The organism is Dyella sp. SG562, assembly GCF_011759495.1.
GTDB lineage: Bacteria > Pseudomonadota > Gammaproteobacteria > Xanthomonadales > Rhodanobacteraceae > Dyella_D > Dyella_D marensis.
The window spans coordinates 223,652-236,721 of sequence record NZ_JAAOYS010000007.1; the positions used below are offsets into that span (position 1 = coordinate 223,652).

Annotated in this window: 14 protein-coding genes; 10 read left to right on the top strand and 4 right to left on the bottom strand. The window is 67.2% G+C overall.

The annotated features are described in order from the left end of the window. Position 1: 1 nt before the first annotated feature. The 3 genes from FHW84_RS14725 to FHW84_RS14735 are packed head-to-tail and all read left to right on the top strand — an operon-like array spanning position 2 to position 2,289. Positions 2–742 carry a flagellar motor protein gene (locus FHW84_RS14725; protein ID WP_167256722.1) on the top strand — a complete coding sequence of 247 codons (741 nt, stop codon included), beginning with the start codon at positions 2–4 and terminating at the stop codon, positions 740–742. Beyond that, positions 739–1,779 carry a flagellar motor protein MotD gene (motD, locus tag FHW84_RS14730; RefSeq protein ID WP_167256723.1) on the top strand — a complete coding sequence of 347 codons (1,041 nt, stop codon included), beginning with the start codon at positions 739–741 and terminating at the stop codon, positions 1,777–1,779. The genes FHW84_RS14725 and motD overlap by 4 nt, the downstream gene beginning before the upstream one ends. A gap of 36 nt (positions 1,780–1,815) precedes the next feature. Further along, a complete protein-coding gene (locus FHW84_RS14735) occupies positions 1,816–2,289 on the top strand; it encodes a chemotaxis protein CheW (RefSeq protein WP_167256724.1) in 474 nt (157 codons plus the stop codon). A 479-nt stretch (positions 2,290–2,768) separates the two neighbouring features. On the opposite strand, the gene FHW84_RS14740 is transcribed toward FHW84_RS14735, so the two are convergent. From FHW84_RS14740 to FHW84_RS14755, 4 genes are all read right to left on the bottom strand, one after another. Then, positions 2,769–3,176, bottom strand: coding sequence for a transcriptional regulator (locus FHW84_RS14740; RefSeq protein WP_167256725.1), 408 nt, complete (start codon positions 3,174–3,176; stop codon positions 2,769–2,771). Beyond that, on the bottom strand, positions 3,173–3,457 hold the full coding sequence (locus FHW84_RS14745) for a type II toxin-antitoxin system HigB family toxin (protein WP_167256726.1): 285 nt from the start codon (positions 3,455–3,457) through the stop codon (positions 3,173–3,175). Before FHW84_RS14745 ends, FHW84_RS14740 begins: the two co-directional genes overlap by 4 nt. Before the next feature lie 647 nt (positions 3,458–4,104). Then, positions 4,105–4,365 carry a flagellar biosynthesis protein gene (locus tag FHW84_RS14750; protein WP_167256727.1) on the bottom strand — a complete coding sequence of 87 codons (261 nt, stop codon included), beginning with the start codon at positions 4,363–4,365 and terminating at the stop codon, positions 4,105–4,107. Further along, on the bottom strand, positions 4,362–5,501 hold the full coding sequence (locus FHW84_RS14755; protein WP_167256728.1) for a flagellar hook-length control protein FliK: 1,140 nt from the start codon (positions 5,499–5,501) through the stop codon (positions 4,362–4,364). Before FHW84_RS14755 ends, FHW84_RS14750 begins: the two co-directional genes overlap by 4 nt. 239 nt (positions 5,502–5,740) lie before the next feature. Here FHW84_RS14755 and FHW84_RS14760 point away from each other — a divergent pair, with 239 nt between their 5' ends. The 7 genes from FHW84_RS14760 (at position 5,741) to cheD (ending at position 13,032) form a co-directional block, all read left to right on the top strand. Then, positions 5,741–6,049, top strand: coding sequence for an STAS domain-containing protein (locus tag FHW84_RS14760; protein WP_167256729.1), 309 nt, complete (start codon positions 5,741–5,743; stop codon positions 6,047–6,049). An 11-nt stretch (positions 6,050–6,060) separates the two neighbouring features. Beyond that, complete coding sequence (locus FHW84_RS14765; protein WP_167256730.1) at positions 6,061–6,423, top strand: response regulator; 363 nt, start codon at positions 6,061–6,063, stop codon at positions 6,421–6,423. Positions 6,424–6,433: 10 nt separating this feature from the next. After that, on the top strand, positions 6,434–8,416 hold the full coding sequence (locus FHW84_RS14770) for a chemotaxis protein CheA (RefSeq protein WP_167256731.1): 1,983 nt from the start codon (positions 6,434–6,436) through the stop codon (positions 8,414–8,416). Positions 8,417–9,016: 600 nt separating this feature from the next. Then, complete coding sequence (locus FHW84_RS14775; protein ID WP_167256732.1) at positions 9,017–9,529, top strand: chemotaxis protein CheW; 513 nt, start codon at positions 9,017–9,019, stop codon at positions 9,527–9,529. Positions 9,530–9,538: 9 nt separating this feature from the next. Beyond that, entirely contained in the window at positions 9,539–11,254 is a 1,716-nt protein-coding gene (locus FHW84_RS14780; protein ID WP_167256733.1) for a methyl-accepting chemotaxis protein, read from the top strand. A 267-nt stretch (positions 11,255–11,521) separates the two neighbouring features. Next, the gene (locus FHW84_RS14785) at positions 11,522–12,397 is read left to right on the top strand and encodes a protein-glutamate O-methyltransferase (RefSeq protein WP_167256734.1); all 876 of its coding nucleotides are present in this window, start codon (positions 11,522–11,524) and stop codon (positions 12,395–12,397) included. Beyond that, positions 12,394–13,032 (top strand): chemoreceptor glutamine deamidase CheD, encoded by a 639-nt coding sequence (gene cheD / locus FHW84_RS14790; RefSeq protein ID WP_167256735.1) that lies wholly within the window; start codon positions 12,394–12,396, stop codon positions 13,030–13,032. The genes FHW84_RS14785 and cheD overlap by 4 nt, the downstream gene beginning before the upstream one ends. The last annotated feature ends 38 nt before the right edge of the window (positions 13,033–13,070 follow it).

Sequence of the window (13,070 nt, forward strand, 5' to 3'; positions counted from 1 at the left end):
CATGGATCTGGTTAGCATCGTCGGCACGATCCTGGCCTTCGTGGTCGTGATCCTCGGCACCATCCTCAAGGGTTCCAGCGTGGAAGCGCTGTGGAACCCCGCGGCCTTCGTGATCGTCTTTGCCGGCACCATCGCCGCCCTGCTGGTGCAGACCCAGGGCAAGGTGCTCAAGCATGCGATGGGCATGCTGCCGATGATCTACAAGCCGCCCAGGCACGTGCCCAACGATCTGATCAGCCGCGTGATCGGCTGGAGCGAGATCTCGCGCCGCCAGGGCCTGCTCGGCCTGGAGCCGCAGATCGAGTCCGAGCAGGATCCGTTCGTGCGCAAGGGCCTGCAGCTGCTGGTCGACGGCAGCGAGCCGGAAGCGATCCGCGGCGTGCTGGAAGTGGAGCAGGACACGCGCGAGCACGAGGACCTGGCCGGCGCGAAAGTGTTCGAGCAGGCCGGCATCTACTCGCCGACCATGGGCATCATCGGCGCCGTGATGGGCCTGATGGCCGTGATGCAGAACCTGGCCGACCCCAGCAAGCTGGGCCACGGCATCGCCGCGGCTTTCGTCGCCACCATCTACGGCGTGGCGCTGGCCAACCTGCTGATGCTGCCGATGTCCTCGCGCCTGAAGGGCATGATCCACAAGCAGGGCAAGATGCGCGAGATCATCATCGAAGGCCTGGTCTCGATCGCCCGCGGCGACAACCCGCGCCAGATCGAAAGCCGCCTGCAGGGCTACCTCACATGAGGAAGAAGAAGCACGAGGACCACGTCAATCACGAGGCCTGGGCGATCCCCTACGCCGACCTGATGACGCTGCTGCTCGCGTTCTTCGTGGTGATGTACGCGGTGTCGGTGGTGAACGAGGGCAAGTACCGCGTGATGTCCGAGTCGATCATCGAAGCCTTCAACGGCAACAACAAGCAGATCCAGCCGGTACAGACCAACAGCGCGACCGCGCCCGCGCCGGTGCCGGCCAAGCGCTCCACCAGCACCACGCCGCCGTCGCTGCGCCCGCGCCTGGCCGTGGCGCTGCCGAGCCAGTCGCTGCCGCCGCAGATGACCCAGGGCGCGCTGACCACGCGCGAGAATGCGCAGGAAAACCTGCAGAAGATCCAGGACGAAGTGCAGCACGCGCTGCAGCCGCTGATCGACCGGAGCCTGGTGGTGGTGCGCCGCACGCAGAGCTGGCTGGAGATCGAGATCCGCACCGACATCCTGTTCCCCAGCGGCGTGGCGCGGCTGTCGCCCGAGGCGGACACCACGCTGCGCAGCGTGGCCGGCATTCTGTCGCCGTTCCCCAATCCGCTGCGGGTGGAAGGCTATACCGACGACAAGCCGATCAATACCTCGGTCTTTCCGTCGAACTGGGAGCTGTCCGCCGCGCGTGCGGCGAGCGTGGCGCGGCTGTTCGCCGACAATGGCGTGGATCCGAACCGCATCGGCATCATGGGCTGGGGGCAGTACCGCCCCGCCGCGGACAATGCGAACGAAGAAGGCCGCAACCGCAACCGCCGCGTGCTGGTGGTGGTGCTGGGCGACCAGCAGGGTCCGGCGCGCTTCTACAGCGATGCCGATCGCGCGGAGCCGGCGGTGGCGCAGGCCGCGCCGGCGAGCGCGCCGGATGCGCCGGCGCCGGTCATGCACGTTGTTGCGCCACCGGCGGAACATGCCGTGTTGCCGGAAGCGATGCCCGCGGTCGCCGTGCCCGCGGTGCCGACCGGAAGTTTGCCGGTGGCTGCTAAGTTGCGCGCCGTGCAGATTGCGCCTGCCGAGAACGGCTGAGTTGGGCGCCGCCATGACTTATCAAGAGACTTACGCATGAATCAGGACCGCGCTTCCGCGCCGCCCGCCGAACGCGGCTGGCTGATCTTTCATCTGGCCGGGCAGCCGTATGCGGCGCCGCTGACGCAGGTGAGCGAGGTGGTGCGCGATGGGGATATCACGCCGGTGCCGGGGGCGGCGGCGGATCTGCTTGGCATTCGCCAGTTGCGCGGGCGCATTGTGCCGGTGCTGGATGGGTGCCGGCGGTTGGGCTTGCCGGTTGATGCTGGCGAGAGTGCGCGGAGGCGGATTGTGGTGTTGTCGCACCAGGGGCACCTTGTCGGGTTGCGTGTGGATGCCGTTGGCGATCTGCTCGATGTGAGTGGGGAGGTGGTGGCGGCGCCGCCGGGGAGGGTGGTTCGTGAGGACGATCCGGTGGAGGGGGTGGCGCCTTGCGCGGGTGGGTTTGTTGCGTTGTTGGATGTGAGGCGGCTTTGCCGCTTGCCGGAGGGGTTGGAGGCTGTCGCCTGATCTGAGGTGGGGGGCTTCCTACTCGTCATTCCGGCGTAGGCCGGGATCCAGTAACGGTATCGCTCGGTTGTCGCTGGCCGCTAACTGGCCGCTTATGCAGCGGGCATTCCGGACGCCTGCCGGCGCCCGGGTCACTTTCTCTTTGCTGGCCCAAAGAGAAAGTAACCAAAGAGAGAATGGCCTAAGAGCAACGGCTCGCGACGCGACTAGAAGGAGCAGTGGGCGGTTGCGGTAACTTGATTAACCTGGGTCTACACGAAACATCAGTGCGTTTACGTAGCGGCTGCTTCAACGTGCCGTGGCGAAGAGGATGTTCAAGGACTGAGGCCGGCTTTTGCTCTTCGTTCCTGCTTACCTCACGACTTCACCCCTCTCCCCTCCGGGGAGAGGGCAGGGTGAGGGGGCGGGCGGAGCGTTGCGCTGGTTGTACTTCACTCGCAAAAGCCTGAAGGCAGTGACCTGCAAGTGGCTCGCGCTTATCAGAAGAACGCCGCGGGACTTACGCCAAAACGCTTGGAGAGGCCGCGGATGTGGTTGACGGTGAGGTCGCGGCGGCCGGAGAGGATTTCGGAGACTACGCTTTGCGTGCCGATTTCCGGCAGCTGGTTCTGGCGCAGGTCGTGTTGTTCCATCAGGAAGCGCAGCATGTCGACGCCGCTTACGCCCTGCTGGGGGTAGTGCGTCTGGTCGTAGGCGTAGATCAGGTCGCTCAGCACCATGAACAGCGAATGCTGCGGATGGGCTTCGTCCATGGCGCCGTCGTCCAGCAGGGCGTCGGCGAGATCCGTGGCCTCGGTGTAATCGGCTTCGGTCTCGATATGGCGTACGCCGGAGATCTCCTGGAAGGTTTCCCAGGCGTCGAAGACGGGGGCGAGCAGGGCGTTCATTTCCAGGTTCCTCGATCGTATTCGGCCTGCGTGAGAACCGCCTTGATGTAGCAGATCTGCAGTTGGAAGCTGACGCCTGTGATCAATCGGTAGCGATTGCCGCGAATATCGAACGCGTACTTGCCGCCGACCACGTCCACAGAACCGAAGCTTCGCTTGATATCCGCGAAACCACCGAAGTCAGTGGACTCCATCAACTTGCGCCAGGCCTGCAGTGCAGCGTGCGCATCGGGATGCCTGGCCGAAAACTCCATCAGCCGCCGATTGGATACGACTCTCATACGTTGCGCCCGCCCAGACACATTATCGCAAATTGCGATGACGTCAATAAGGCCGACCGCACCAGCGTGCTTTTAGGACAATTGGCTATGAGTCGGAGCGCCTGATCGAGTGCAGCAGCGCCATCCACACTCTCGACCATCAACGCCCAGCGCTTCCATCGGGGGCTCCCGAAAAGCGTGTAAGCAAAACTCGCCGCAGCCCAACAGCGAGAACTTCACCACGAGATTCAACGCCACGCTCCGCCCGACCCCTCACCCTGCCCTCTCCCCGGAGGGGAGAGGGGTGTAGTGGTGAGGTAGGCAGGGGCGAAGAGCAAAAGCTGGCCTCGGTCCTTGAACATCCTCTTCGCCACGGCACGTTGAAGCACCCGCTACGTAAACGCACTGCCGTTTCGTGTAGACCCAGGTTAATCAAGTTACCGCAGCCGCCCACTGCTCCTTCTAGTCGCGTCGCGAGCCTTTGACTTGAGGCCATTTCTCTTTGGTTACTTTCTCTTTGGGCCAGCAAAGAGAAAGTGACCCGGGCGCCGGCAGGCGCACGGAATGCCCGCTGCATAAGCGGCCCATTCGCGATAACGCGAAAACCAAGCGATACGGAAACTGGATCCCGGCCTACGCCAGGATGACGAGCAAAGCGAGGCGCAGCCTCACCCCTCCTCAGAAGCGCGATAAACGCTGCTCAAGACAGCCGCGGCAGCCGCATACAACTCCACCGGAATATCGGCGCGCAACTTAAGCGCAGCAAGCAACGCCCCCACCTGCGCATCATGATGCAACGCAATCCCCAACCCCCGCGCCCGCGCCAACAACTGCTCCAACGCCTCCGGCGGCAACGCAGGCGACGCAGCCCCACCCGCGGCCACGCGCAAACTCACCTTGCGGCTCGGCGGAGGCAAGGCCTGCGTCATGCGGTCGCCTTCAGCAGCACCGCGCTGCGCGAACCCGGCGGCTGCGGCATGCCGGTCTGGCAGGTGAGCTGATCCAGCAGCAGGCCATTGGCCGTGAGCTGATGGCTGAGATCGCCGAACAGCCGCTCCAGACGTATCGTCGTCTCGGCCCGCTGCGCCCACAGCCGCACTGAAAGACGCAGGCCGCGCAACTGCAGCTCGCCCTGCACCGGCCCCAGCCGCGGCAGGTCGATGGCGAAGCCCAGCACCCACGAGGTGGGCTGCTCCGGATCGTCCTCATGCGGCGTCATCTGCAACTGCAGGATGTCCTGACCGCCTTCACCCTGCAGCGGAATCTCGATCATCCACGCGCCGCTGGCCTGGGTCTCCAGCTGCGCCACTTCCAGCCGCGCCAGCGCGGCATGCACTTCGCCGTGCAGGCGCACCAGCAGGCTGTCGACTTCGCCGGGCTGGGCGGATTCGGGCATCGGCGCGCGCGGCTGCGCCACCAGGCCGCGCTGCGCCAGCGGCGGAGCGGTTTCGGCGTGGTCGCTGTTCGGTTGCGGCGGGCTGCCGCGATCCAGCGTGGCGGCCAGGCGCAGCAGGGCGGCTTTCCAGTCGTCCTCGCCCAGCTCGCCCAGGTCGGTCTGCGGATGGGCGAGCTGGGATTCCAGGAACAGGCCGCTGCGCTTCACCGCTTCTTTCAGGCCGGCGGCATGCGCGATCTCCACCGGCGTGCGGATGCTGTGTTCCAGCAAGGCCAGCGCCGCGCGCAGCGGCGGCGGCAGCTGGCGCAGCAGCGGACGCTGGGCCAGCGCGCCCAGCGTGGCCAGCAGCGGTGCGTAGCCGTTCTGCTGCGGCAGGCGTTCGCGCAGGGCGCGGCTCACGGCCTGGTCCAGCGGCGGGCCGCCGAGAATTTCCAGCTTCGGTTCCGCGCCCAGGCTCAGCACGCGCACCTGGAACTGCGAGGGCAATTGAGTGCCCGGCGGTTCGGCCTCGACCGTGAGCGAACCGATCTGCAGCACCAGCTTGGCCTGTTCGCTGTAGCCCAGGGTGCGCGCGGCCAGCACGGCGCCGACGCGCCAGCTGTCCGCGCTGGCGCCGGAAGCGGCGCCGGCCCAGGTCAATGCGGCAAGGCTGGTTGGCTGGATGATCACTTCGGCTCCTGGGCTATGAGCGTCACCGGTTTGACGCCTTTGCCATCGCTACACGCATGTCTTCGGCCGGATGCGCAGGAACTTGAGCGGCGATTTTCCGACGCCGCGCCAGGCCATCCGGAAAGTGGGAGCACATTCCGTGCCGGCCACGGAAAAAAAGCCGCGCACCCGGCCTAAAGACGCCCGCGTCCCCGCCGATAACCGCCCTGTAAGCCATCACACAGGCAGGACGGCGGGACATGGGCAAGGCGAAGACGGACAAGGCGGACGGGCGCGTGGCGCTGCCGGCGGACTGCCGCATCGCGGACCTGGCGGCGGTGAAGGCCGCGCTGGAAGCGGCCCTGTCCGCACCCGCCGCGGAGCTGGACGGCGCCGCGGTGGAACGCGTGGACACGGCCGCACTGCAGCTGCTGGCGGTATTCCGCCGCGAGGCGGCGGCGCGCGGCGTGGCGGTGCGGTGGGCGGGCGCCAGCGACGTGCTGCGCGACGGGGCGGCCCGGCTGGGCCTGGCACAGACATTGGAACTGCCGGCAGCGATGCCGGCCTGACGAGGTAGACGATGGCAAAGATCCTGGCGGTAGACGATTCGGCTTCCATGCGCGGCATGGTCGCCTTCACCCTGCGCGGCGCTGGCCACGATGTGAGCGAGGCGGAGAACGGCCAGCTGGCGGTGGACGCCGCCAAGGGCGCGCGTTTCGACCTGGTGCTGGCCGACGTGAACATGCCGGTGATGGACGGCATCAGCATGGTGCGTGAGCTGCGCACCATGCCCGAGTACAAGGGCGTGCCGATCCTGATGCTGACCACCGAGTCGCACACGGACAAGAAGATGGAAGGCAAGGCGGCCGGCGCCACCGGCTGGCTGGTCAAGCCGTTCGATCCGGAGCAGCTGCTGGCCACGGTCAAGCGCGTGCTCGGCTAAGGGCATTCTTATGAGCACGGTGAGCCTGGCGCAGTTTCATCAGACCTTCTTCGACGAGAGCCACGAAGGCCTCGACGCCATGGAGACGGCGCTGCTTGCGCTGGACGGCGGCGGCGACAAGGAACTGGTCCACGGCATCTTCCGTGCGGCCCATTCGATCAAGGGCGGCGCCGCCACGTTCGGCTTCCCGGACATGGCGGCCTTCACCCACGAAGCCGAATCGCTGCTCGACGAGCTGCGCGACGGCCGCCGCGCGGTCGACGCCGGCATCGTGGAGGTGCTGCTGCGCTCGGTGGACTGCCTGCGCGGCATGTTCGCCCGCGTGCAGTCCGGCCAGCCGCTGGCCGACGCCGACAGCGAGGCGCTGCGGCACGAACTGGCCGCGATGGTCGGCCGCACGCTCGCGCCGGCCGCCGCGCCGGCGCGGCGCAGCGACGACGCCTCCACCGGCTGGTCGATCGCGTTCCGCCCGCACCGGGGCATGCTGGCCGGCGGCAACGACGCGCTGCGCCTGCTGCGCGAACTCGGCGAGCTGGGCGAACTGAAAGCCGAGGCCGAGCTGGACCGGTTGCCCGGCCTGGCCGCGCTCGATCCGTCCGAATGCCATCTGGGCTGGCGCCTGGAACTGCGCGGCGACGTGACCCGCGCCGCGGTGCAAAGCGTGTTCGATTGGGTCGAGGACGAATGCGATCTCACTATCGAAGCGCTGCCCGGTGCGCAGGTGCATCACGCGCCCGTCGTCGCCGAAGCAGCGGCTGCCGTACCCGCTCCCGCGGCCGCGGCACCCAAGGCCGCCGCGCGCGAAGCCGCCGCCACCGAATCCTCGGTGCGCGTGGGGATCGACAAGATCGACAGCCTGATCAACCTGGTGGGCGAGCTGGTGATCACCCAGTCCATGCTCGACACCTTCCGCGAGGACTTCGACGCCTCGCGCCTGGAAATGCTGCAGCAAGGCCTGGCCCAGCTGGCGCGCCACACGCGCACGCTGCAGGAAAGCGTGATGGGCATCCGCATGCTGCCGATCGGCTCGGTGTTCAACCGCTTTCCGCGCATGGTCCGCGACCTGAGCCAGAAACTCGGCAAGCAGGTGAAGCTGGACCTGGTCGGCGAACAGACCGAGCTGGACAAGACCGTGCTGGAGAAGATCGGCGACCCGCTGGTGCATCTGGTGCGCAACGCCATCGACCACGGCCTGGAAACCCCCGACCGCCGCCGCGCCGCCGGCAAGGGCGACACCGGCACCCTGCGCCTGGAAGCCTCCCACCGCAACGGCTCGATCGTGGTGGAAATCAGCGACGACGGCGCCGGCCTCAATCGCGAAGCCATCGTCGCCAAGGCCTTGCAGCGCGGCCTTATCGCCAGCGCCGAGGGCCTGACCGACGAAGCCGTCGCCGACCTGATCTTCCAGCCCGGCTTCTCCACCGCCGCCGTCACCACCGACCTGTCCGGCCGCGGCGTCGGCATGGACGTGGTCCGCCGCAACGTGGTGGATCTGGGCGGCAGCATCCAGATCCGCAGCGTCGCCGGAAAGGGTTCGGTGTTCACCATCACCTTGCCGCTGACCCTGGCCATCATCGACGGCCTCACCGCCCTGGTCGGCGGCGAGCACTACATCGTGCCGCTGGCCTCGATCGTCGAAACCGTACAGCTGCGCAGCGAACATCTGCGCACCGTCACCGGCGGCGGCGAACTGTTCCACTTCCGCGACGGCTGGCTCCCCGTCCTGCGCCTGCAGGATGCCTTCGCCTGCCACGGCACCCGCCGCCCGATCGAACAAGGCCTGGTCGTCGTCGTCGAAGGCGACGGCTCCCGCCTCGGCCTGTTCGTCGACGAACTGATCGGCCAGCAGCAAGCGGTGGTGAAGTCGCTGGAAGCCAACTACCGCCGCGTCTCCGGCATCTCCGGCGCAACGATCCTGGCGGACGGTTCCGTCGCCCTGATCGTCGACGTGGCCGGCTTGTCACGCCAACTGTCCCGCCGCCGCGCGGCCTGACGAGCAAAAGAATGAGGTACGCCGCACGGTACGCTCCGCCCGGCCCCTCACCCTGCCCTCTCCCCGGAGGGGAGAGGGGGGGTGTCGTGAGGCAGGCAGGAACGAAGAACAAAAGCTGGCCTCGGTTCTTGAACATCCTCTTCGCCACGGCACGTTGAAGCACCCGCTACGTAAACGCACCGTCGTTTCGTGTAGGCCCAGGTTAATCAAGTTACCGCAGCCGCCCACCGCTCCTTCTAGTCGCGTCGCGAGCCGTTGCTCTAAGGCCATTTCTTTTGGGTTACTTTTTCTTTGGGCCAGCAAAGAAAAAGTGACTCGGGCGCCGGCAGGCGTCCGAAATGCCCGCTGCATAAGCGGCCAGTTCGCGCTATCGCGAAAACCAAGCGACACAGTCACTGGATCCCAGCTTCCGCTGGGATGACGAGCCAAAGAGTCGCGCCACCGCGACAACCAGGCGATACAGAAACTGGATCCCGGCCTACGCCGGGATGACGAGCAGGGGAGGGGGGCGCCAAATCCCCCTAGGAAAACTCTCAAGCCCCGCGTTCACCTGCCGATAACGGCAATACAGGCGCGGTCACCCGCGCAAACGAGACCCCCATGAGCCAGCCATCGCCCGGCGCCGCCGAAGCGGCCCCCACCCAATACCTCATCGTCGGCCTCGGCCCCGAGGAATACGGCCTGGACATCCTGGCCGTCCGCGAAATCCGCGGCTGGACCCCGGTCACCCGCATCCCGCAGGCCCCGCACTACGTGCTGGGCGTGCTCAACCTGCGCGGCGCCATCGTGCCCGTGCTGGACCTGCGCCTGCGCTTCGGCCTGCCGAGCGAGGCATACACGCAGACCACCGTCACCGTGATCGTCACCGTCGCCGGCCGCCTGTTCGGCGTGGTGGTCGACAGCGTGTCGGACGTGCTCGACGTCAACGCCGGCGCGGTGCGCCCGGTGCCGGACATGGGCACCTCCGTAGATACCGAATACCTCAAGGGACTCACCTCCGTGGCAGAGCGCATGGTGCTGCTGCTGGACGTGGACAAACTGCTGCAACCGCAGGACGCGCAGATGCTGGAGGCCGCCTTGCCCGCGGCTATCGACGAGAAGGCCGTGGCCTAAGGAATTCCGATGAAGATCCCCGCAATCAAGTTCAAGCTTCCCGCCATGACCGTCCGCAACCGCCTGCGCGGCGTGCTCGGCCTGCTCGGTCTCATGCTGATCGGCGGCGCCGCCATCGGCCTCGGCGCCATGCACCTGCAGAACGAGGGCATGCGCCAGATGTACGACGACGAGATGGTGCCGTCGGAAATCGTCAGCCGCATCAACACGCGTTCGCTGATGTCCTTCATCGTGCTGGGCGAATCCAGCAACCTGCTGGACAAGCCCGACGCGCTCAAGCAGAAGCTCGGCGAGTTCCAGAAGTACCAGGACGAGATGGCCCTGCTGAAGAAGCAGTACGCCGCCATGTCGCGCTCGCCGGAGCTGGATGAGCTGTACAAGAAGTGGCGTTCCACCGACGAGGATTACGCCCAGGCCAAGAAGGACATGCTCGACGCGCTGAACCAGAAGGACCCGGCCGCGTCGGACGTGCTCGAGATGCAGGTGCGCCCGCTCCTGATGGAGCGCCAGGATGCGCTGGCCAAGCTGACCGAAGCGCAGCGCATCGAAGCCAAGCACATCTACGACGCCCAGCTCGCCCGCTTCGGCTGGATCCGCGCGGCCAGCCTGATCGCGCTGATCGCCGGCCTGCTGATCGCCATCGTCGCCGCGGTGATGCTGATCCGCTCGATCATCGGTACGCTGAACCGCGCCGTGCGCATCGCCAACGAGATCGCCGAAGGCAAGCTCGGCCACGACATCGAGGCCGGCCGCAATGATGAGCTCGGCCAGCTGCTCAACGCTTTCCGCAGCATGGACCAGCGCCTCGCCGCCATCGTCGGCGAAGTGCGCCACGGTTCCGGCGCGGTCAGCACCGCCGCGCAGCAGATCGCCCGCGGCAACGACGACCTGAGCCAGCGCACGCAGGAGCAGGCGTCGAGCCTGGAGGAAACGGCTTCTTCGATGGAGGAAATGACCTCCACCGTGAAGCAGAACGCCGAGAACGCCAGCCACGCCAACCAGCTGGCGCGCGGCGCCCGCGAGCAGGCCGAGCGCGGCGGCGAAGTGGTGACCCAGGCGGTCGGCGCGATGCGCGAGATCAACGACTCCAGCCGCAAGATTTCCGACATCGTCAGCCTGATCGACGAGATCGCCTTCCAGACCAACCTGCTGGCGCTCAATGCCGCGGTGGAAGCGGCGCGCGCCGGCGAACAGGGCCGCGGCTTCGCGGTGGTGGCCACCGAAGTGCGCAACCTGGCGCAGCGCAGCGCGGGTGCGGCGAAGGAGATCAAGGGCCTGATCGCCGACAGCGCGGAGAAGGTGCGTACCGGCACCGCGCTGGTGGACCAGTCGGGCAAGGCGCTGGCCGAGATCGTGGACAGCGTGAAGAAGGTGACCGACATCGTGGCGGAGATCGCCGCGGCCAGCCAGGAACAGTCGGCTGGCATCGACCAGGTCAACAACGCCGTGACCCAGATGGACGAGATGACCCAGCAGAACGCCGCGCTGGTGGAAGAAGCCGCGGCCGCCGCCCGCGCCATGCAGGAACAGGCCGGCGAGCTGTCGCGCCAGGTGGGCTTCTTCCGCCTGGGCGACGAAGCGGCGGTGGCGGCTCCGGCGCGCAAGGCGGCAGCCACGGCCAGCGCGGAAGCGGAGGCGGTGTTCGCGGCGGTGCGCAGTTCCGCGCCGGTGCGTGCGCAGCGCGCGGTGGAGACGGCCGACGCTGGGGTGTGGAAAGAGTTCTGAGGAGGCGGGATTTAAAGCCCCTCTCCCCGTTTACCAATTTGTGCACGGGGAGAGGGGTTGGGGTGAGGGTTCGGGCGGAGCGCGAGAGTGATGTGCACCGCTCCGCCCGAACCCTCATCCGGCTGCCGCCACCTTCTCCCGGCGGGAGAAGGATTCCAGTTTGGGGACTGGGGAAGTAAGGGAAGTCAGCAGCAAGACAACGATAAGAGGTGTGTCGTGAGTGTTCGCAGGGGGAGTGTTTCCAACGGCGGGAAGGGGGGCTGAAACATGGCCGCGAACCTTTCCCAGGAAGCCGCTGCGCCAGGCGTGGGCGGCCCGTTGCTCGGCAACCGCGATTTCGATTTCCTGCGCGAATTCGTGCTCACGCACTGCGGCATCGCGCTCAGCGAGCAGAAACGCCAGCTGGTGCAGGGCCGCCTGCTGCGCCGCCTGCGCGCGCTGGGCCTGAAGGAGTTCGGTGAATATTGCGAGCTGCTGCGCCGCGATCCGGACGCCGAGATGGGCGACCTGGCCAGCGCGATCAGCACCAATGTCACCTCGTTCTTCCGCGAGTCGCACCACTACGACCTGCTGGAGCAGACCCTGCTGCCGCAGTGGCTGGCCGAGAAGCGCCGCAGCGGCGAACGCCTGCGCATCTGGTCGGCCGGCTGCTCCACCGGCGAGGAACCCTATGCGCTGGCGATGGTGCTGGCGGAGGCGCTGGAGAAGCACGGTTCCAGCGTGGACGCGAAGATCCTCGCCACCGACCTTTCGCCGCAGGCGCTGGCCGGCGCGCGCGAAGGCGTCTACGCGCTGGACAAGCTCGGCGGCGTCAGCGCCGAGCGGCGCCGGCGCTGGTTCCTGCGCGGCGAAGGCAGCTATGCGGGCCTGGCCTGCGTGCATCCGCGCCTGCGCGAGCTGGTGGCGATCCAGCCTTTGAACCTGCTGCACGAATGGCCGATGAGCGGTGTGTTCGATGCGATCTTCTGCCGCAACGTGGTGATCTATTTCGACAAGCCGACCAAGGAGCGCCTGTTCCGGCGCTACGCCGGCAAGCTGGTGGCCGAGGGCTATCTGTTCCTGGGCCACTCCGAATCCATGCACGGACTGAACGACGACTTCGCCCTGGTCGGCCGCACCGTCTACCGGAAGAAGCCCGCATGAACGCCCAGACGCGCCCCGCGCCCACCGGCGAAGTGCTGCCCGGTTTCGAGCACGTGCGCCGCTACTGGGACCCGGCCCAGGCCAGCATGACCGCCAAGGTGCTGCCCGGCGAGTACTACGTCAGCCGGCAGGAGGAACTGATCGCCACCGTGCTCGGCTCCTGCGTGTCGGCCTGCATCCGCGACCGCCGCCGCGGCATCGGCGGCATGAACCATTTCATGCTGCCCGAGCCGATGGGCGAGCGCGACGCCTGGTCGTCCACCGTGGGCCGCGCCGCGCGCTACGGCAACGACGCCATGGAGCAGCTGATCAACGCCATCCTCAAGGCCGGCGGCCGGCGCGAAGACCTGGAGGTGAAGATCTTCGGCGGCGGCCGCGTGCTGACCCAGATGACCGACATCGGCGAACGCAATATCGCCTTCGTGCGCCGCTACCTGGCCGCCGAGCGGCTGGAGCTGGTGGCCGAGGACGTGGGCGACGTCTACCCGCGCCAGGTGCAGTTCTTCCCGTGCAGCGGCAAGGCCCGCGTGCGCCAGCTGCGCGGCCACCACGCCAGCGTGCTGGTGGACGGCGAGCGGAAGTACCTCAAGCGTTTGGCCAACGATCCGATAAAGGGAGAGGTGGAATTGTTCTGACCGGTTCGCAGGGACGAGCAGTGAGGGCGTGCGACCGG